The 19,015-nt window shown below is 43.0% G+C and carries 22 protein-coding genes; 18 read left to right on the top strand and 4 right to left on the bottom strand.

All coding sequences use genetic code 11. The features are described from left to right. Nucleotides 1-117 precede the first annotated feature (117 nt). From nhaC to ACYH0L_RS17930, 8 genes are all read left to right on the top strand, one after another. Nucleotides 118-1,524 carry a Na+/H+ antiporter NhaC gene (gene nhaC / locus ACYH0L_RS17965; protein WP_099727188.1) on the top strand — a complete coding sequence of 469 codons (1,407 nt, stop codon included), beginning with the start codon at nt 118-120 and terminating at the stop codon, nt 1,522-1,524. A gap of 296 nt (nt 1,525-1,820) precedes the next feature. Beyond that, nucleotides 1,821-2,246, top strand: coding sequence for a YwqH-like family protein (locus ACYH0L_RS17960; protein ID WP_230031617.1), 426 nt, complete (start codon nt 1,821-1,823; stop codon nt 2,244-2,246). 38 nt (nt 2,247-2,284) lie between these two features. Beyond that, complete coding sequence (locus ACYH0L_RS17955; protein WP_008355536.1) at nt 2,285-2,548, top strand: YwqI/YxiC family protein; 264 nt, start codon at nt 2,285-2,287, stop codon at nt 2,546-2,548. Nucleotides 2,549-2,835: 287 nt separating this feature from the next. Beyond that, the gene (locus ACYH0L_RS17950; protein ID WP_099727186.1) at nt 2,836-3,261 is read left to right on the top strand and encodes a YwqH-like family protein; all 426 of its coding nucleotides are present in this window, start codon (nt 2,836-2,838) and stop codon (nt 3,259-3,261) included. A gap of 306 nt (nt 3,262-3,567) precedes the next feature. Further along, nucleotides 3,568-3,678, top strand: coding sequence for an HTH domain-containing protein (locus ACYH0L_RS17945; RefSeq protein WP_230031616.1), 111 nt, complete (start codon nt 3,568-3,570; stop codon nt 3,676-3,678). A gap of 54 nt (nt 3,679-3,732) precedes the next feature. After that, complete coding sequence (locus tag ACYH0L_RS17940; protein ID WP_367308020.1) at nt 3,733-4,251, top strand: helix-turn-helix domain-containing protein; 519 nt, start codon at nt 3,733-3,735, stop codon at nt 4,249-4,251. A gap of 51 nt (nt 4,252-4,302) precedes the next feature. Further along, entirely contained in the window at nt 4,303-4,614 is a 312-nt protein-coding gene (locus ACYH0L_RS17935) for a PTS sugar transporter subunit IIA (RefSeq protein WP_230031613.1), read from the top strand. 65 nt (nt 4,615-4,679) lie between these two features. Next, nucleotides 4,680-5,534, top strand: coding sequence for a polysaccharide deacetylase family protein (locus ACYH0L_RS17930; protein ID WP_482354201.1), 855 nt, complete (start codon nt 4,680-4,682; stop codon nt 5,532-5,534). A gap of 1,085 nt (nt 5,535-6,619) precedes the next feature. On the opposite strand, the gene fosM is transcribed toward ACYH0L_RS17930, so the two are convergent. The 4 genes from fosM to ACYH0L_RS17910 form a co-directional block, all read right to left on the bottom strand. Then, nucleotides 6,620-7,042 carry a FosM family fosfomycin resistance protein gene (gene fosM, locus ACYH0L_RS17925; protein WP_373605139.1) on the bottom strand — a complete coding sequence of 141 codons (423 nt, stop codon included), beginning with the start codon at nt 7,040-7,042 and terminating at the stop codon, nt 6,620-6,622. Nucleotides 7,043-7,113: 71 nt separating this feature from the next. Continuing rightward, nucleotides 7,114-8,205: a bifunctional diaminohydroxyphosphoribosylaminopyrimidine deaminase/5-amino-6-(5-phosphoribosylamino)uracil reductase RibD gene (gene ribD / locus ACYH0L_RS17920; RefSeq protein ID WP_482354200.1), complete on the bottom strand. Its 1,092-nt coding sequence runs from the start codon at nt 8,203-8,205 to the stop codon at nt 7,114-7,116. Beyond that, nucleotides 8,192-8,953: a GTP cyclohydrolase II gene (locus ACYH0L_RS17915; protein WP_099727181.1), complete on the bottom strand. Its 762-nt coding sequence runs from the start codon at nt 8,951-8,953 to the stop codon at nt 8,192-8,194. Before ACYH0L_RS17915 ends, ribD begins: the two co-directional genes overlap by 14 nt. Next, a complete protein-coding gene (locus tag ACYH0L_RS17910; protein WP_249705644.1) occupies nt 8,931-9,824 on the bottom strand; it encodes a VOC family protein in 894 nt (297 codons plus the stop codon). Before ACYH0L_RS17910 ends, ACYH0L_RS17915 begins: the two co-directional genes overlap by 23 nt. A 174-nt stretch (nt 9,825-9,998) precedes the next feature. On the opposite strand from ACYH0L_RS17910, the gene ACYH0L_RS17905 reads away from it, so the two are divergent. The 10 genes from ACYH0L_RS17905 to ACYH0L_RS17860 all read left to right on the top strand — a co-directional run bounded on the left by ACYH0L_RS17905 (nt 9,999) and on the right by ACYH0L_RS17860 (nt 19,015). Next, on the top strand, nt 9,999-10,331 hold the full coding sequence (locus tag ACYH0L_RS17905; RefSeq protein WP_230031607.1) for a winged helix-turn-helix transcriptional regulator: 333 nt from the start codon (nt 9,999-10,001) through the stop codon (nt 10,329-10,331). 372 nt (nt 10,332-10,703) lie between these two features. Continuing rightward, nucleotides 10,704-11,162 (top strand): NEAT domain-containing protein, encoded by a 459-nt coding sequence (locus ACYH0L_RS17900; RefSeq protein ID WP_482354199.1) that lies wholly within the window; start codon nt 10,704-10,706, stop codon nt 11,160-11,162. 20 nt (nt 11,163-11,182) lie between these two features. Continuing rightward, complete coding sequence (gene isdC, locus ACYH0L_RS17895) at nt 11,183-11,839, top strand: heme uptake protein IsdC (RefSeq protein WP_482354198.1); 657 nt, start codon at nt 11,183-11,185, stop codon at nt 11,837-11,839. A 19-nt stretch (nt 11,840-11,858) separates the two neighbouring features. Beyond that, complete coding sequence (locus ACYH0L_RS17890; RefSeq protein WP_482354197.1) at nt 11,859-13,532, top strand: NEAT domain-containing protein; 1,674 nt, start codon at nt 11,859-11,861, stop codon at nt 13,530-13,532. Nucleotides 13,533-13,607: 75 nt separating this feature from the next. Beyond that, nucleotides 13,608-14,495, top strand: coding sequence for a heme ABC transporter substrate-binding protein IsdE (gene isdE, locus ACYH0L_RS17885; RefSeq protein ID WP_099727176.1), 888 nt, complete (start codon nt 13,608-13,610; stop codon nt 14,493-14,495). Nucleotides 14,496-14,528: 33 nt separating this feature from the next. Beyond that, nucleotides 14,529-15,515 carry a FecCD family ABC transporter permease gene (locus ACYH0L_RS17880; protein ID WP_099727175.1) on the top strand — a complete coding sequence of 329 codons (987 nt, stop codon included), beginning with the start codon at nt 14,529-14,531 and terminating at the stop codon, nt 15,513-15,515. Then, nucleotides 15,502-16,272 carry an ABC transporter ATP-binding protein gene (locus tag ACYH0L_RS17875; protein ID WP_482354196.1) on the top strand — a complete coding sequence of 257 codons (771 nt, stop codon included), beginning with the start codon at nt 15,502-15,504 and terminating at the stop codon, nt 16,270-16,272. Before ACYH0L_RS17880 ends, ACYH0L_RS17875 begins: the two co-directional genes overlap by 14 nt. A gap of 26 nt (nt 16,273-16,298) precedes the next feature. After that, on the top strand, nt 16,299-17,048 hold the full coding sequence (srtB, locus tag ACYH0L_RS17870) for a class B sortase (RefSeq protein ID WP_099727173.1): 750 nt from the start codon (nt 16,299-16,301) through the stop codon (nt 17,046-17,048). Between the two features lie 18 nt (nt 17,049-17,066). After that, nucleotides 17,067-18,005, top strand: a complete 939-nt coding sequence (locus ACYH0L_RS17865; RefSeq protein WP_482354195.1) for an ABC transporter substrate-binding protein — start codon at nt 17,067-17,069, stop codon at nt 18,003-18,005. After that, nucleotides 18,002-19,015 (top strand): FecCD family ABC transporter permease, encoded by a 1,014-nt coding sequence (locus ACYH0L_RS17860; protein ID WP_482354194.1) that lies wholly within the window; start codon nt 18,002-18,004, stop codon nt 19,013-19,015. The genes ACYH0L_RS17865 and ACYH0L_RS17860 overlap by 4 nt, the downstream gene beginning before the upstream one ends.

Here is a 19,015-nt window from a genome sequence, read left to right as displayed (position 1 = left end):
TATGACGAATTGCCTGTGACAAAGAGAAAAACAGGCAATTCACTTTCTTTCGAATTGGCACACTTTTTTCACAATATTTTGAAAACGCTTAACACACGCACAAAGGGAGGAAACAAAATGAAATCACCACGTCTGCCGTCTTTGACAGAGGTCGTGTCTGTACTTGGCTTGTTTTTAGCAATTGTTTTATCATTTACTCTTTACTTCAAATTAGATATTCAACTAGCACTGTTTATCTCATGGTTTATGGTGATCGCTTTAGGGATTCGATTGGGACATTCATATAAGGATCTTCAAAATGCGATTACAAAAGGGATATCAAATGGTTTAGATGCTATCTTGATCTTAATTGCTGTTGGTGCACTTGTTGGAACATGGATTGCTGGTGGTGTTGTACCTACATTAATCTATTATGGCCTAGAATTTATTCATCCTAACATTTTCTTATTAGCTACACTTGTTATTTGTGCCATTATGTCCATTGCAACAGGAACCTCTTGGGGGACGGTTGGAACGGCAGGTATTGCCATGATTGCGATTGGTGAAGGTCTTGGGATTCCGCTTCCAATTGTTGCAGGTGCCGTTTTATCTGGAGCCTACTTTGGTGATAAATTATCGCCATTATCAGATAGCACCGTACTCGCCGCTTCTCTTTCTAAAGTAGACGTGCTGGCGCATGTAAGAGCTATGATGGTCTTATCCATACCAGCCTTTGTGATTACAGCGATTATGTTTACGATTACAGGGTTTATGTATGGCGGTCGAAACATTGATCAAGATAAAGTAGAGTTTTTGAAAAATGCACTTCATGATACATTTACAATTAATATCTGGATGGTTATTCCGGCTGTAGTTGTTGTGTTATTGCTCGTATTTAAGAAACCTTCAATGCCTGTTATCGCCATTGGTGCTCTCCTAGGCTCGATTTGGGCCATGGCTTTTCAAGGAATGAATCCGGCAGATGCGATTGCTACGGCTTATAATGGCTTTTCCATTAACTCAGATGTAGATTTCTTAAATACCCTGTTAAACCGTGGCGGTATTGTCAATATGCTAGGATCTTTAGTGGTGATTATCCTCGGTCTTGGTTTCGGTGGTGTACTTGAATATTTAGGAGTATTAAAAGTCATCGTCTCTACGTTTGAGAAGAAATTGCATAATGCAGGAAACGTCACTCTATCCACACTAGTTGTTGCTTTCTTTGCGAATATTTTTGGCTGTGCTATGTATGTATCAATCATCCTTACGCCAAAAATTATGGAAAAGAGCTATGATAAATTAAAATTAGACAGACGTGTTTTATCCAGAAACTCTGAGGTCGGTGGTACGCTTACGTCTGGTATGGTTCCATGGTCAGATAACGGGATTTACATGGCGGGAATTCTAGGCGTATCGACATTCTCTTATTTACCATTTATGTGGTTGAGCTTTGTCGCCATTGGTCTTGCGATTATTTACGGATATACTGGGAAATTCATTTGGTACGTCAAAGATCAGCAAGAAAAAGAAGAATCGGCATCATAAGCCGTTTGCAAAAGCCGCTCCTCACTGGGCGGCTTTTGTTTGTCCTAGGACCGAGAGACTATATGTGATACAAAGTAGGTGATCGTGATTTTAGACCCCCTACAGAAGAGGTCTTTAGGTGTAGTATGAAGGAGAGTGAAAGCATATTTATACCATAAAAAGGGCACAAATACCTATTCAAACATGAGTCTTTGAGCCTTATAATAACAATATTGGAAAAAATGCTATTCACCATTACGCTTGTTTAGAGGGAATCTAAGCAGCGTTTTTATATTTTGACAGGAGGAGGAACCCCTATGAGCTTATCGGATATGCTGACTGCCCTTAACGGAGGCATTTCAAATAAAAAAGCAGAGATCGAAGAGAAGATCGCTCGACTCAAAAAGGCGAAAAGCAAGATTGAACGTGAACAAGATGCGGCAGAAACAGACCTAAAGCAAATCAAGCAGCCAAAGCTTGGGACCTCTTGGAAAGGTGAGAGAAGCCAGGATTTCAAATCAGAGCGGAATGAAGCACATGATGCGCTGCAAACGATCGTGAACGACAAATACCCACGCTACGTGAGCCGCATTGAATTCAAAATCAATACATTAGAAGCTGAACAAGCTGCCTTATCCTTTGCCAGTTCTTTAGCTGGAGACGCCGCACGTCTTGCTGAAAAAGGAGAAGACGCAGTAGAGGACGCAAAACGCTTGATCTCAAAAGCATGGGGCAGCTTGTAAAGCTGCTGTCATGCTGAACAAATCTGGAGGATATCACAATGGGACAAATTAAGTTAAACTACCAAACAGTCATGGATAAATTAGATGAAGTCTCCCAAGCAGTCGAAGCTTTAACAATGAAAAAAGCAGCAGATAAAGCGGGTGAAAACAGCCTTGAATTTGTGACCAAGTGGACGGCACGTGAAGCAGAGGTGGGCGAAATGGTCTCAAGCTTTAAAGAAGCCTTGATTAAAAATGTTCAAGATACGCGCTCTAATGTGAAGACGTTAAAAGAACAGGATGAAGCGATTGCTGCAAAATAAATCAGCACAATCGTTTTATTTATTGCTTACATTGATATGGTGTGAAATGTAGTTATAAAGACTCATATATAATTCGAGATTTATGTCCTATGATTATTCCGTTTTCCTTCCAATCACTACGTTAAAAGGACACCTTTTCCCTATTTAAGCATAAGGCTTTTCACCTTATACTATACTTAATGAAAGCGAACGGTAGAAATGTCAGGATTGGAAAAAGCAGGTGAGCTGCTCGGTTCCAAAGGCTCTGACGCAGTGCTTTCGTATGAGGTCCGATAGAGGTGGATGACATGAGTTTATCCGAGATGCTGCACCATCTGCATATGGGAATTGAAAACAAACGTGCAGAATTTGACGAAATGATCTCTCGGTTAAAGACAGCCAAAAGCAATATTCGAACAGAACAAGATCTTGTGCAGTCAGACTTAAAGGAAATCAAAAAGCCTGCTCTAGATTCGTCATGGAAAGGTGAGAGAGGAATAGACTTTCATCGCCATCGGAAAGAAGCCTACAGTGTGATGCACGACATCGTGAATAATGAGTATGAAAAATATATGTCTGAGATTGACCAAAAAATCCTGCACTTTGAATTGAAAAAAATGGAGCTGGCTGTCGCCAGTAATTTTGCAGGAAGAGCCCAGGACGTGATGGAAAAGGGCGAGGATTTTGCAAAGGATGTTAAACATTTGATTGAACGAGGCTGGAAAGCTCTTTAATACAATAAACGAAACAGCCGCCCTATGAGCGGCTGTTTTTTTGTTTCATCACACCCTCCGCTGCTTCCGCCTGAACCACTCCCGCAGGAGGCATCTGAAGCATGATGAGTATAGGAATCAGTATAGTTACTTGTCGTTGAACTGTGATGTGCAGAATGCTTAGAAGATGTACGTTTATCCTTTGGTGTGAGAATGTAAAGAAGCCAATATGATCATAACAACAAACATAAAAGAACCCATGATGCATCCCTCCTCTTGTTTCCTATATGATAATAGGCAAAAGTAATTGCCTAGGGTGGGGAATCCATGCTATCTCTACGTCAGGAGGAGCTCCTGAAACGATTGATGCAAGCGGAACAAGAACTGACAAGTGAAGAAATGGCCCGCGTGATTGGGGTCACATCAAGAACAATCTGAACAGATATGAAAGCGCTTAAATTAATATTAGAAGAACATGGAGCAGTACTTCAGATGAAACGCGGGGCAGGGTATATATTGAACGTCGAGGATTATGGGGCATTTCGTACATTTTTGAAAAAGTCGATGAGAGAAAGAAATGAGAAAAAGGAACAGGTGATTCCGATTCAGCCTGAGGACCGCGTGGCTTATTTACTGAAAAGACTGCTTCTGTCAGACGACTATATCAAATTAGATGGATTGGCAGAGGAACTATTTGTGAGTGAATCCACAGTGAAAAATGATCTGAAAGCAGTCAGGCACTTGTTTTCATTACATGGACTTTCTGTATCTCATCGCCCTAAATATGGACTGCGGCTGACAGGGGATGAAATGAAATTAAGATATTGTATGGCAGAGCATGTGTTTCAGCAGGAGCATCCGAACCCTGCGCTGTTACCTGAAGAAACGTACCAATTGATTCAGGATATGGTGCGCAGATGGCTTAAGGAAAAAGAGAGCGTGGAGATCCATGAAGATGAGATCGGGTATTTGGCGCTCCATATAGTGGCTGCGATAGAGCGGACAAACTAGCAAATGAATCTTGAGCAATCGGAGGAGAGGCTGATGATGTGATTAGAGGAAATGCAGGGAGCAGCCTTTCAAATCATTGCCCATGCAGGTGAGGCGAGAAGCCATTATGTAGAAGCGATTCGTCTCGCAAGAGCAGATGATTTTGAAAAAGCGCAGCAGTTGATCGAAAAAGGGGAGGAAGCGTTTCGAAGCATCCATCACCTGCACTTGTCGCTCATTCAAAAAGAGGCGGCAGGTGAACAGCTTCCCTTTTCTTTACTGCTGATACATGCAGAAGATCAAATGCTCACAACAGAGACCATTCATCTGCTCGCCATTGAGATGATCGAAATGTGTAAAAAAATGAACACCCTGTCAAAATAGATGTCAGCTATTAACCAATTTCTGTTATAATCATTCGGTAGATAGAGAGAAAGCAGGATTGGTGAATGAAAAAAACATGTATGTTGATTGCGGTTGGTCTTCTGGTGCTGCTCATTTCGGGCTGTATGGGAAAGAAGGAGCAAGCGGAAGGAAACCAGCAAGTAGTCAAAGAGGAAAAGGGTCAATTAGCAAAAGAAACAAAACAGATTCATCAGAAAGAAGCGACTGTGATAGATACACAAAACTGGATTGAGCAAAAGGAGCCGGTTGAGCTTCCGATCTTGATGTATCACAGCATCTCCAGCGGCAACTCATTACGTGTGCCAAAGAGCGAGTTTGCGGCTCATATGAAATGGCTGAGGGACAACGACTATGTCACGCTGTCACCGGAAGAGGCATATCGCGTCTTCACAACAAATACGAAGCCAAGTGAAAAGTGTGTCCTGATTACATTTGACGATGGATATACGGACAACTACACAAAGGCATTTCCGATTTTAAAGCAATATGGGATGAAAGCAACGATTTTTATGATTGAGCAATCCATTGGCCGTCCGCATCACTTAACAGATGATCAAATGGATGAAATGATGGCACATGGACTATCCATTGAGAGTCATACGATTCACCATTTAGAGCTCAATCGTTTATCAAAGAAGCAGCAGGAAGAGGAATTAAAAGGGTCAAAGGCATTCTTTGATCAGCGATTTTCTCAGCGTACGAGAATGGTCAGCTATCCGGTTGGGCGTTATAACGAAGACACGCTGAAGCTGGCGAAGGAAGCTGGATATCAGATGGCTGTCACCACTGAACCAGGACATGCGAAAAAGGAACAAGGCATGATGTCCTTACACCGCCTTCACATTTCACCGGGACTTTCACCCGAAAGCTTTGGCAGGCTGGTAGAGGGGAATTCGTAGAGGTCAGATCACAGATGTTTCATGTGAAACATTTTACGACAAGTTTCACGGATTGAATAAAACTTGTTTTGGGATTTGGATAGATTAATGCAATATAAGGAATCAGCTTTTTAATATACTGATTCTTTTTTTATTTAACTAAATAAGGTCTTACAGTTGCCAATAGAAAGTAGGAGGGTATAGAAGAAAAGTACAAGTCACACTTTTATGTTATATAGATTGTTGTTCAGTTTATTTGATAAATTGAACAACAAAAAAGCTGTATCATTTATTTTAAACATTGTGCAGGAAGGAAAAATAAATTTACCTCACTCTAATTTGAAATTACTGCAACTAACAAAAAAAATAAAATTCTGCACAGTCCTTAGAGATTTACACAGAATGTTTAAAATATATTCAGTATCAATCATTTAAAATGACACATTAAGGTTAAAAAAATATGCTTATCTATGGTAACAAATTGTTACTTATGGTAACATGTAGTTGCACAAGTTTTTTGTTCAACTCGGACTAAGTTGAACTAGTTTTCAAACTGAAGCACGAGAGCTTCAAGGTGAATTTCTTGAACGTTCACCATATAACTGAAAAGAAATTTAATTTGGGCACTCGGCTGACTACCGTGTGCTTTTTCTATGTATAAATTTTTAATTTGAGGAATACACTGAAATAATATGAAAAAAATAAAGTAGCCCTCCAAAAAACAGAAACGAGATAGAACCAGCATTACCTTGACTAGGGGTAATGAAGGTGCCACTTTATTTTTCATGATAATCTTAAGGGTTAATTCAGAACGGTCTCTTATCTATAATCCATACGATGAACTGGACTAGAGTTCGGATTGAATTTAAGATAAGAAACCAAAGCTTGTACTTGCAGGTACAAGCTTCTTTCTTTTTGTTCTTGCGTCTCTCAACGCGTGAACGCACAAGTTTTGTTCTCAAACTGACCCCTCCTTTCTCGGCATAAAAACACCTTTAGTATGGAAGGGGGGAGGACTATCGCTTGCTTCACGTTTCTATGTATATTTTACCAGCTTTTCTACCAAATGACGAATAGCATCTTATTGTTTCTTCTCTGTATTTCTTTCACGATTTATCAAAAAACTCCATATGTGTTTTCTCTTGTTTGTAATAATCTATTCGATCTTTCAAGGTTCCTGTATGATACTCAAATTTATGTCCGTCAGGGTCCGTAAAGTAAATCGATTTCTGATCTCTTTCGTCTCTCGGACGGCCTGGTAAGATGTTGACATTCAAATCTTTTAGTTTGTGATACATGTGATCAACATCCTCTTCATCAATTGAAAAGGCGATGTGTGTGTAAGAGTGATGTATGTCTTGACGAGGGATATCTTTTTCAACATTGAGGGCAAGCCATAGCCCGTTCAAATCAAAGTAAGCTGTATTTTTCCCTTTTGCTAATAATGTTGCGTCAAAAACTTGTGTGTAAAAATCAATAGATGCCTCTAAATCTGAAACAGAAAATAATAAATGATTGATTCCTTTCATTGACAACCTATTCACCTCAAAAATAAATCATTTGCAAAAAGCTTGTAGACCAAATCTACAAGCTTTTTTGATTATTGATAAACGGGATAGCCAGTTATTTTGATATCTTTCCCCAGCTGTTCAATGGCGAGTTGATCCAGTTCAATTGCGTCACTCATGAGGCGTATGCCTTCGCCTCCGAAAAAGGAAGGAGAGAGTCGTCCGCCAATGAGCTTAGGTGCCATGTAGATGACCAATTTATCTACAAGCTGCAGCTCTAAAAATGAGGCGTTGACTTGGCCGCCGCCCTCAATCATGAGGGAGGAGACATTTCTTTCTCCAAGCACTTGAAGTACTTCTTGTAAAGGCACTCGCGTGTCGCCGTCTGTCATAAAGACGCTGACGCCAGCTGCTTCTAAAGCCGCTCGTTTTTCCTCATCTGCTTGCTTTGTTGTAAAAATCCATGTAGGTGCCAGCTGATCAGTGACGATCTTTGCCGTCAGTGGTGTCGAAAGCTTAGAATCTAGGACAATTCGAATTGGATGATGACCATTTGGAATCCGCGCGGTTAATGAAGGATCGTCATGAATGACGGTTTGAGCACCAACCAAAATCGCATCATTGATACTGCGGATGTGGTGAGCGTCATAACGGGAAATTTCTGACGTAATCCACTTGCTGTCAGACGTAACAGAAGCAATTTTTCCATCTAGGGTGATGCCCGCTTTGAGCGTCACGAAAGGCGTTTTTTTCGTAATAAAGTGGTTAAACACTTCATTCATGAGAATGGATTCCTGTTCAAGTACGCCCGTGATAACTTGGATACCTGCGTCTTGTAAAATGGCAATCCCACGGCCAGCGACAAGCGGGTTCGGATCAAGTGCTGCTACGACAACGGTTTCGACACCGGCTCTGACAAGTGCTTCAGCGCAAGGGCCTGTGCGGCCATGGTGGGAACAAGGCTCTAGGGTCACATAAATCGTGGCTCCTTTTGCCTTGTCTCCTGCCATTTTGAGTGCATGAATTTCAGCATGTGGTTCGCCGGCCTTCATGTGAGCACCGACTCCAACAATTTCATTATCGCGGACAATCACAGCCCCGACGAGCGGATTCGGTGATGTCTGTCCTTTCATGGCACGTGCATTTTCTAGGGCTAGATTCATATATCGCTCATGATGTGGCAATCGTATGCACCTCTTGATCCGCCTTCATGTGGCCTGAGCGGTTAATTTTTGTCTGCAAGTATTTTTCGTTGAATTCAGAGACGTCACCCCAAAGCGGAATGCGTCCAGAAAGAGAAAGACCTGCATGACTGATGGCATCTGTCTTTTTCGGATTATTGGTAATGAGTCTTACTGGCTTTGTACGAAGTGTTTGAAGAACGGCAATGGCTTCTTCATATTGACGCGTATCATCTTCGAAACCAAGCGCTTCATTTGCTTCCACTGTATCATAGCCGTTCTCTTGAAGGATGTAAGCCATGGCTTTACTGAAAAGGCCAATGCCGCGCCCTTCATGGTTGGCTAAATAAAACAGGGCACCTGCTCCATTGTCCTCAATCATTCGCATGGACTGCTTCAATTGGAAACCGCAGTCGCAGCGCTTGCTTCCGAAAATATCGCCAGTGTGGCAAATGGAATGCATGCGGATAAAGGCTTCATCAGCGTGCTCGAAATCCCCATACACAAGAACGCTTGATTGCTGATGATCGGCAAGCTCACGGGATGAGAGGCTTTCAATTAAAGCTTCATCTGACAATGGCTCTAACCCATCGTCTTTTAACCATGAATACCAGTTGAACATCACGGTTCTGCCGTCTAAATTCACTGGCAGTTTAATGGGTCCAGTGATATATATATATCCGTCTTCTTGCTGTACTCGTTTGATTTTATCTTTTAAAATGGCTGTTTTAAGATCTGTGTGTTTGTCCATATTCTGCACCTTCTTTTTTATCTGTTTCTTCAATCTGTAAACGAACGAGAACGCCAAATGGATCAACAAATTCGTTACTTTTTCCTGTCGTTTTGACAGCAACGCCTGCTTTTGTCAGACGTTCGACGACGGATTGTCTGTCCGCTTCTTCAGGGAAAACCAGTGTATAGCTTCTAATTCCTGAAAAACGTGGATCAATGGCTCCTTTTCTCCCGCGTCCCCATGCATTAAAGGCAAGGTGATGATGGTACACACCAGCAGCGACAAATAAACTTGCTTGGGGAGCCATTCGGATATGAAAACCGAGCGTGTTCACATAAAAGGAATCAGCTTCTTCTGGGTTAAGATGGAAATGCAAGTGTCCCATGACTGTATCAGCAGGGAGTCCTTCCCAGGTGGAATCAGCGGCTTCTTGCAGGAGACCATCTCCATCAAGCGGTGCATTTCCGCCACCTTTCAGTTCTCCATGCTCACCTACCCAAACGTCCTCAGGGCGATCAGCATAAATTTCTACGCCAATGCCGTCAGGATCACTTAAATAAATGGCTTCACTGAAAAAGTGATCGCTTGCTCCAATTAAAGGATAGCCTTTTTTGATCACATGTGCCAGCCATGTGCCCAGGTTTTTTCTGGTAGGTAATAAAACAGCAAAATGATAAAGTCCTGGCTCATGATTAGGTTTCTCCTTCAGCTGTGCATCTTCTTTTAACAAAAGGATCGGTTCCTTTGCATTGCTGCCAAGAGTGACGGCGGAATCCGTCTGTTCTAATATAGTAAACCCTAAAATGTCTGTATAAAAAGGTAAAGAACGCTCAAAGTTGGACACATGTAATTCTGTTACACCCAATCTTAGCTGCTCAATTGTCTTCAAGCTGGTCAGCTCCTTCATGATATATGCATCGGCATGTTCAAATGTTTTTGAAAATCTATAAAAATGTATACCTTGTTACTTTTAGTAACTAAACTATATAATAGTTAGTGACTTATTTCAAGTAATTAATTGTGTTATAATGAAAAAAAGAGAGAAAGGCAGGAGGGAGTAAGTATGGCTCAAGTGGACGGCTGCCCAATTACAGATGCCATGGAAATTCTAGGCAAGAAGTGGGTGATTCTCATCATCAATCAGCTTCTCACAGGGCCCAAGCGTTTTTGTCAGCTTGAAAATGAAATGAACATCAGCGGAAGATTATTATCAGAAAGGCTGAAGGATTTAGAAGCTGAAGGGCTCGTTGAGAAAAAAGTATACCCCGACATTCCGGTGCGGATTGAATATAAATTAACAGCGCAAGGGAAGAAAATCGAACCGATTATTCGTGAAATGTACGCATGGTCTTTAGAGCGAAAAAACAGCAAAAAAGGGGAACATGTCCCTTCCTAATCGATTTCGATCAGGTGCACCTGATCGAAATTTTTTTTTGTGATTTTCCAGAAATCTAAGACAATAGTATGAAAAATGATGTTGACAATAAATTCATCCATCATATAATATCAAGGAGAAGAGGGTTCTTTTCCCTGTAATGGAATGGAGGTTATGCCATGGTATTATGAATGGGACAGATTGCCTAAAATAAATATCGATCCATCATTTGGAAGCAGACATCTTTGACTTTTTGGAAGCAAAGATTTATTTTTTCAACACAATTGATAATGATTATCATAATCATCTATAAGTGTGATCTCAACACTTATGAAGGTTATTTTTTTTATTGTCTATTGAGAATAATTATCAATATCAATTAGGAGGGTTCACATGAAAGCACTTCGTCCATCGTCACACGTATTATTATTCTTTAGCTTTGTTCTATTATTTGCTTTAGCTCCGGTTAGCTCTGCCTCAGCAGCAGGCTTAGCAGATGGTCAATATTCAGCGCAATATGTGGTATGGAAGGCAGATAGCGATTCGACTTCAACAGCGAATACGTATTTTGAAAAACCAGCCAAGCTTGTCGTGAAGGATGGGAAAATCAAAGCGCAAGTCACGTTAACCAATAGCTCTTGGATCACAAGCTTTAAAACACTGGATCAAGGTGTTTACAAAGATGCGAAGGTGATCAGTACGAACACAGCTGCCAATAAAAGAACGGTAGAATTCAATGTGTCCAGTCTGACAGAAGTCGTACCAGCAAAAGTGAGTGTGACTGTGCCGGTCATCGGATATACAGGCAATTATGACATTCGCCTCAAGTTTGATGCAGCAACTGTTCAATAAAAAGGGAGGAAATTCGCTTGATGAAAAAATGGATAAGGCTGCCAGCCTTCATGGCCGCTTTTTTATTGGCACTCATACTGCCTTTTTCAAATGCACAGGCTGCCTCTTTAAATGATGGTACATACTCCGTCAACTATACTGTGCTGAAGGCTGAAGGAAATGCGGTCTCAATGGCAAATGATTACTGGCTGAAGCCGGCTAAAGTGATCTTGAAAAATGGAAAGCTGACAGTGCAAATGACCATTAAAAATAGCAGCTGGGTGACGGAATTTAAAGTTCCGGGAAATGGGGGCTATGTCGATACAACGGTTCTTTCAACGAATAAAAAAGCCAATACAAGGCTCGTTCAATTCCAAGCACAGAGCTTGTCTAAACCAATCAAGTCAAAAATTCATGTCACTGTAAAATCTGCTGACTATGATCATGATTATACAATTCAGCTGAAATTCGATGAAAGCAGCATCAAGGCACTTTCTTCTAACAGCTCAAACGAAAAAGCGGGTGCAGCAGAAAGCCAGCAATCATCAAAGGAATCAACCAAAAAATCTGATTCATCCACTCATACGAAACAAGAAGAGAATCCGCAAACTGGTGATACAAGCCAGACGGGTTGGCTCCTTGTGCTTGTCTTATGTTCAGGCGGGTTTTTAGCAAGAAAGTGGATCATCAAGCATTAACGGAAGGAAGTGTCACCTTTTGAAACGTCTTTTTCATCTAAAGGCAGCCATTCTGCTCGTTTTATTCAGTTTGTTGACTGCGTTTCAGATTCCTCAAGGAACGGCTCAAGCGGCATCATTCGTTGATGGTGAATACACAGTTGGATTCACTATTTTAAAAAATGGCAGCACAGAAGCGTCCATGATGGATACTTATACAGAAAAGCCAGCTAAGCTGATCGTGGAAAATGGCAAGACGACAGCCTATGTCACGCTGAAGCAAAGCAAAGAAATCACAGATTTCAAGGTCGAACAAAATGGCGCTCTCGTCACCACTGAAACGGTCAGTGAGGATGAAACAGCCAATACACGTGTGATCAAATTTGATGTAGCCGACTTATCAGCAAAATTAAACGGCTGGGTCAAAATTTACTGGGATTTAGGCGGTTTTATTTATGACGAAGCGTATGACGTACAGCTCGCATTCGATCAAAGCAGTCTAACACTCGTCACGCCTGCAAAGCCAGACGATAACGAAACAAAACCAGATGATCAAAACGGTACAAAGCCAGATGATTCTGCGCAAAATCAATTAAAAGATGGTGTGTATCGTGTCAATTACAGTGTGCTAAAAGGGGATGAGGACGAGGCATCTCGGATGAACCAATACTTCTCACATCCTGCATCCTTAACCGTCAAAAACGGAAAGCAAACCATTTCCTTTACGGTGAAGGACAATACGTCTGTTGCTTCTTTGAAAACAGAGAAAAACGGCTCTTATCAAGAAGTGAAGACCGTCAGCACAGATCAAGCAAAGAACACAAGAGTCGTCTCATTTGATGTGGCTGATTTGAAAAAAGCGGTTAAAGGAAAAGTACACATTGTGGTGGCAGCTGCTAATTATGACCAAACCTACGATATTCGTTTTCAATTTGATTCAAAGAGTATCTCTCCACTTAAGGACGGTCAGGTAGAGGAAGAAACACCAGCCACTCCAGAAACACCAAAACCAAATACACCAGCACCAGAAACAAATAACGGTGGAGCTGGTCAAGAGACAGCTCAGCTAAAAGATGGTGTATACAAGCTTCCTTTTTCAATGAAGAAAGCAGACAAGGATGAGCCTTCTCGTATGAACGATTACGTCGTGAGCCCTGCGACATTGGTGGTGAAAAATGGCCGCCATTTCGTTTCATATACAGTGAAGAACAGCTCAGCCATCACATCCTTCCAAGTAGGGACAGGCGGGAAATATGAAGAGACTCTTGTCGCAAAAACAGATCAAAAAGCAGATACACGAGTGATTCAATATGAAGCAAAAAGTTTAAGAGGTGACCAGGCAGCACGTGTGAAAATTGACATTCCAGCTGCGAATTACCATGAGCAGTACGATGTCAAACTTATCTATGACACGAAAGGAATCGCACATGGTGAAGGCAGCGGGATTGCCACGGTTATCGGAGACGATGAGAGTATCGGCTTTGTCAAAAATCCAAATGATCACGATTCTCAAACGAATCAGCTTGTGAATCTGGCACCAGAGGAAACGGGCGCAGAGCAGATGACATTTACGCCATCAGATGACCAAACCAAGTCTGAGACAGGCCAGCTGAATCCGAAAACAGGAGATCCCTCTCTTCTCTGGGTGTATATTCTTTTATTCGGCGGGTCGTTATTCGTGCTCGTGAGAAAGTATCAAACTAAGGCAAGATAGATGGTTTATTTTAAGTGAGATGCGCCATTTCTCTCGGCGCATCCACTCTCTTTTTTCGAAAGGAGGCTTCTGTTTTTGAAGCATCGAATGTCACGTTCCCTGATCGCTGCTTTAAGTGTGTGCGTGATCTTGTCGGGGTGCTCACAGTCGGCTGAAAGCTCAGCGAAAGGCAAGAAAAGCGCGGAATCAAATGCGCGGATTGTGGCAACGACTGTAGCTGCTGTGGAGATCATGGATGCTTTAGAGGTGGATCTTGTCGGGGTGCCAACAAGTCAAAAATCCTTGCCAGCTCGTTACAAAGGACTGCCAGAAGTCGGCAATCCAATGAGCCCGGACATGGAAATCATCCAATCACTTCAACCGACAGATGTCCTGTCTGTCACGACCCTTCAATATGATTTAGAGACACCCTTTCAACAAGCAGGTGTCCCTGCCACATACTTAAATCTTGAAAGCCTGGACAACATGGAGAAGGCCATCACGAAGCTTGGTGATCAGTATGACAGAAAGAAACAAGCCAAACGCATTGTGTCTGACTTTGAACAAAAAAAGAAAGACATACAAGAGAGGACGAAGGGAAAGCGCAAACCGTCCGTTCTGATTCTGCTTGGTGTACCAGGCAGTTATTTGGTGGCGACAGAGAATTCATATATCGGTGATCTTGTGCGTATCGCAGGAGGAGAGAACATTGTCAAAGGTGAAAAAATGGAGTATTTGGCATCCAATACAGAGTATTTACAAAAAGCCAATCCAGATATCATTCTCCGGGCCGCACATGGGATGCCAGATGAAGTCGTCCGCATGTTTGATCAAGAATTCAAAACAAATGACATCTGGAAGCATTTTAACGCGGTAAAACAAGACCGGGTGTACGACCTAGAAGAAAGCTTATTCGGGACAACAGGCAATTTAAAGGCAGCAGAGGCATTAGAGGAATTGACACGTATGTTGTATCCGTCATAAGCGGCGAATCTTAATGATAAAAGGACGTTCAAGATGAAAAAAACAGGGATTTTATTTCTGATAGTCAGTCTCTTACTGGTTGGCGTTTTTATTTATTCTGCCATTACTGGGAGTATTCATGTCACTCCGATTGAATTATTGGAAGGGCTCATCACCGGTCAACATGCACAGGTAGAAATCATTAAAGATTTGAGAATCCCCCGCATGCTCATCGCGATGTTTACAGGGGCAGCCTTATCTGTCTCCGGTGTACTATTGCAGTCGGTCATGAGGAATCCATTAGCTGATGCCGGTGTCATTGGTATTTCATCAGGAGCCAGCTTCTTTTCTTTAATGGCGATTACAGCGCTTCCTCAATTTTATTTCTACTCTCCTTTATTTTCGGTATTAGGCGGGGGCATTGCATGTTTTCTTGTATACGTTCTGTCTTGGAAGGGTGGTTTGAGCCCAATCCGTATGATTTTGGTTGGGATCGCCATCAATGCCATGTTTACAGGGATGGCAGAAGCATTTGTTACCATTTGCAGCTATTTCAATATCACGATGAATCAGTCAGGGCAGTCGAATCTCACGATGAAAACGTGGGGAGATGTCCGTTTAATTGGCGTCTATGGCATCGTTGGCCTTGTCGTTGCACTTTTCTTTAGCAGATGGTGTAACCTCTTGGCTCTTCAGGATAAGACGGCGAAAAATTTAGGATTGCGTGTGACCAGAATGCGCCTTTTGATTTCAATGACTGCGGTTTTACTAGCAGCGGTGACAGCTGCGGTAGCGGGTGTGATTGCCTTTGTCGGCTTGCTCATTCCGCACATTTCAAGAAGGCTTGTCGGCTCGGATCACCGGGTACTGATTCCATTTTCTGCGTTAAGTGGGGCTTTGCTCATTTTGACAGCTGATACGCTTGGCAGAACGCTTGTAGCACCAAATGAAATCCCTGCTTCTACGATCATGGCCGTCATTGGCGGGCCGTTTCTTATCTTTTTATTAAGAAGGGGGGACCGTCTCCATGGACATTCGTGAGGTGTCATTCTCCTATGACCAGCAGAAGAGCATCGTTCAATCGGTCACAACACAGATTGAACAGGGGAAAATCACAACCATTATCGGTCCAAATGGCTCGGGAAAATCCACGCTGCTTTCCTTGATGGCGAATAATCATTGTCCCAATAAAGGACAGATTCACTTAGATGGCCAAGAGCTGAGTGCGTTCAAGCCAAAGGAACTGGCAAAAAAGCTCGCTGTCGTTCATCAGCAAAATGAAGCGCCGCTTGATTTAACGATCGAACGGGTCGTGGCATTTGGGAGAACGCCGTACCAGACGATGCGCGGGGGTGACAAGGAAGAGGATGAGAGAGCGATTGAGTGGGCGCTGTACAGTACAAAGCTAACGGAAAAACGAAAAGTGCCGCTCGCCTCACTATCAGGTGGGGAACGGCAGCGTGTATGGATTGCAATGGCACTTGCGCAAAAAACACCGATCCTTTTCCTAGATGAACCGACAACTTATTTGGATATTTACTATCAATTTGACATTCTTGAGCTCATTCGAGAGCTCAATGTTGTGCATGGATTAACGATTGTCATGGTGCTGCACGATATGAATCAGGCTGTTCGCTACAGCGATGTCATCATTGCGATGAAGGATGGACAAATCATCAGTGAAGGACAGCCAAACGATGTGTTAACTGAAGAGATGGTGCGGCACATTTATCATGTGTCCGTCACGATTAGACAGGATGCAGAAACAGGGATGTACATCGTGCCTGTTGGTATATAAGCTGTGCAAAAAGCAGGTGAGACAGTGTGAAACGAGGAAAACGGCTTTGGCAGCGGATGCTGACGATCGTCTGTTTAGGTGTATTCATTTATAGCGGTACGGCCATCGGCTTAGAACTCTTCGGCTATTATCAAAATCGTCAAGTGCTTGCAAAGGCCCAGACGATGTATGGACAAGAAGAAATGAATGAAAAGCGGGAACCGGGAAAGATTCGTACGTCATTTGATGAGCTGCGAAAGGTGAATGACGACATTGTCGGCTGGATCAATATGAAGGGCACAATGATTCAATACCCGATTGTTCAATCACGCGATAATGCATTCTACTTAACTCGCAATTATTTAAAGAACGATACCCGGGCAGGCAGTATCTTTATGGATTATCGAAACGACGTCTTACATGAAAGTCCAAATACAGTGGTGTATGGCCATCGGATGAGGGATGGATCAATGTTCGCTGGACTCACAAACTATCTAAAAAGGGATTTTTTCGATGAGCACCGGACATTTCAGTACGATACGCTGTATCAAAGCTACGAAGCGGAGATTTTTGCTGTGTATGAAACGACGGTTGACTTCGATTATATTCAAACCGATTTTCAGGATATTGGCGAATATGCGCACTACTTGCAAGCCGTGCGTAAGAAGTCGATCTATCAAACGAAGACAGACGTGTCCACGGATGACCTGATCCTCACCTTATCGACCTGTGATCATGTGCTTGCACCTAAAAACGGGCGTCTCGTGGTACAGGCAAAGCTAAAGAAAGTTTACTAGAAAAGGAGAGACAGACGGTTGAAATTTTCACATGTGATCGTGGCGGGACTCGTTTTGATGCTTCTCCTCGGAGGATGCAGTCAAGCAGCACCGGTAGAGAAAGGGAGCACGCAAGGAGCGCTGAAGATAAAGGATTTTGCCGGCAGAACGTTGTCGTTTGATGAATCACCTCAGCGTATTGTCTCGTTATCGACTGGAGACATGAGCATTATTTATGCCTTAGGCGGTGAGGTTGTCGGCCGTCCAACGACCGAGTTACCAGACAAGTTACAGAAGGCAAAGTCCGTACAAACGATTGGCACAACGCATCAATATGATGTAGAGCTGCTCACGAGTTTAAAGCCTGATGTTGTGCTTGGGAATGAACAATTAAACAGTAAGGACATCTCTACGATAGAAGGAATTGGTTCACAGCTTCTTTTGACAAGCGCCAATTCAGTGAAGGATATTCAGCGTCAAATTTCGTTATTTGGTGATTTGCTTGAAAAGCAGCAAAAGGCAAAAGCACTCAATGAACAAATCGATCAGCGGAAAAAGCAGGTCAAGCCGCCTAAGAAAAAAGTGAAAACACTCGTTGTGTACGGTGCTCCCGGCACATATATGGCGGCACTTCCTCATTCCTTAAGCGGGGATTTGCTGCACATCGCTGGGGGTGCGAACATTGCTGAGAATGAACCGGCGCTCGAAAAATTCCCTCAATACGCTCAAATCAATGCAGAAAAGGTCATCGAAGCCGATCCTGATCTCATTCTGCTGATGACACACAGCAATCCAGAAAATGTGAAAGCGGGCTTTATGAGCGAAATGAAACAGAATGCGGCATGGCACGATGTGTCAGCTGTCAAAAATGGACACGTCGAGATTTTGCCTAGTGATCTATTTGGTACGAATCCAGGCGCAGAAGTGATAAGAGCGATTGATGAACTAGAGAAGAGATTGAAGCGATTGTCATCATGAAAATGAATGCCGAGTTAGATTTTCAAAAAAGACAGTCTAGACGAAAGTGGCTTATACCGGGACTGCTTCTCGCTTTAGGTGTGGGCGCATGTCTAGGACTTGCATTAGGTTCTATTCAATTATCGCTGCCGGATCTGATCGCTGCTTTGACGGGATCAGGGCAGCCTGTCCATGAAAAAATCGTGATGGATTTACGGCTGCCGCGTGTTCTGATTGGTTTCATCGTTGGGGCCTGTCTCGCAGCATCCGGGGCGATTTTACAAGGGGTCGTCCGAAATCCGCTCGCTGACCCCGGCATCATTGGTGTCACAGCCGGCGGGGGCTTAGCTGCTGTACTCAGCATGATTGTTTTCCCGCAATTTACGTATTTGCTTCCAGCCGCAGCCTTTCTTGGCGCTTTATTAGCGGCACTCGTTGTGTATGTGCTGTCATTTGACCAAGGCGTTTCACCGCTGAAATTGATTTTGGCGGGAGTGGCAGTCAATGCCCTGCTTGGTGCGGTCATGAACGGGTTTATGGTGCTTTATAGTGAGCGGGTGCAGGCTGTTCTGCCTTTTTTATCAGGTGGATTAAACGGGCGGAGCTGGCATCATCTTAGCTTTGTGTCGCCATATGCGCTGGCTGGGTTGTGTCTTTGTTTTTTTGCAATCAAGCCGGCAAATCTTCTCCTGCTTGGCGATGAATCGGCTCAGCTATTGGGCCTGAGAGTAGAGCGAACCCGATTTTTCTTAATTGCGCTGGCGGCGCTTTTAGCTGGTGCGGCTGTAAGCGTGAGCGGTTTAATTGGGTTTGTCGGGCTTGTCGTTCCTCATTTTATCCGTCTTTTAATAGGAGATGACTACCGGTATCTGCTGCCGATTTCGATGCTGGGCGGGGGCGTACTTGTGGTTTTTGCAGATACAGCGGCACGGGTCTGGTTTACCCCGGTTGAATTGCCTGTCGGTATATTGCTAGCCTGCATCGGTGCACCTTTCTTCCTCTATTTATTAAAAAAGAAAGGGAGGGGTTAA

It is taken from the genome of Bacillus sp. MC1252 (assembly GCF_056838025.1).
The sequence above is the reverse complement of the archived record's forward strand: the minus strand, read 5'-3'. Positions and strand labels throughout refer to the sequence as shown.

Bases quoted from the DNA above. Each gene is read 5' to 3' on its own strand.
- nhaC (WP_099727188.1), top strand. From the start codon at position 118: ATGAAATCACCACGTCTGCCGTCTTTGACAGAGGTCGTGTCTGTACTT.
- ACYH0L_RS17960 (WP_230031617.1), top strand. From the start codon at position 1,821: ATGAGCTTATCGGATATGCTGACTGCCCTTAACGGAGGCATTTCAAAT.
- ACYH0L_RS17955 (WP_008355536.1), top strand. From the start codon at position 2,285: ATGGGACAAATTAAGTTAAACTACCAAACAGTCATGGATAAATTAGAT.
- ACYH0L_RS17950 (WP_099727186.1), top strand. From the start codon at position 2,836: ATGAGTTTATCCGAGATGCTGCACCATCTGCATATGGGAATTGAAAAC.
- ACYH0L_RS17945 (WP_230031616.1), top strand. From the start codon at position 3,568: ATGCTATCTCTACGTCAGGAGGAGCTCCTGAAACGATTGATGCAAGCG.
- ACYH0L_RS17940 (WP_367308020.1), top strand. From the start codon at position 3,733: ATGAAACGCGGGGCAGGGTATATATTGAACGTCGAGGATTATGGGGCA.
- ACYH0L_RS17935 (WP_230031613.1), top strand. From the start codon at position 4,303: ATGCAGGGAGCAGCCTTTCAAATCATTGCCCATGCAGGTGAGGCGAGA.
- ACYH0L_RS17930 (WP_482354201.1), top strand. From the start codon at position 4,680: ATGAAAAAAACATGTATGTTGATTGCGGTTGGTCTTCTGGTGCTGCTC.
- fosM (WP_373605139.1), bottom strand. From the start codon at position 7,042: ATGAAAGGAATCAATCATTTATTATTTTCTGTTTCAGATTTAGAGGCA.
- ACYH0L_RS17915 (WP_099727181.1), bottom strand. From the start codon at position 8,953: ATGGACAAACACACAGATCTTAAAACAGCCATTTTAAAAGATAAAATC.
- ACYH0L_RS17905 (WP_230031607.1), top strand. From the start codon at position 9,999: ATGGCTCAAGTGGACGGCTGCCCAATTACAGATGCCATGGAAATTCTA.
- ACYH0L_RS17900 (WP_482354199.1), top strand. From the start codon at position 10,704: ATGAAAGCACTTCGTCCATCGTCACACGTATTATTATTCTTTAGCTTT.
- isdC (WP_482354198.1), top strand. From the start codon at position 11,183: ATGAAAAAATGGATAAGGCTGCCAGCCTTCATGGCCGCTTTTTTATTG.
- ACYH0L_RS17880 (WP_099727175.1), top strand. From the start codon at position 14,529: ATGAAAAAAACAGGGATTTTATTTCTGATAGTCAGTCTCTTACTGGTT.
- ACYH0L_RS17875 (WP_482354196.1), top strand. From the start codon at position 15,502: ATGGACATTCGTGAGGTGTCATTCTCCTATGACCAGCAGAAGAGCATC.
- ACYH0L_RS17860 (WP_482354194.1), top strand. From the start codon at position 18,002: ATGAAAATGAATGCCGAGTTAGATTTTCAAAAAAGACAGTCTAGACGA.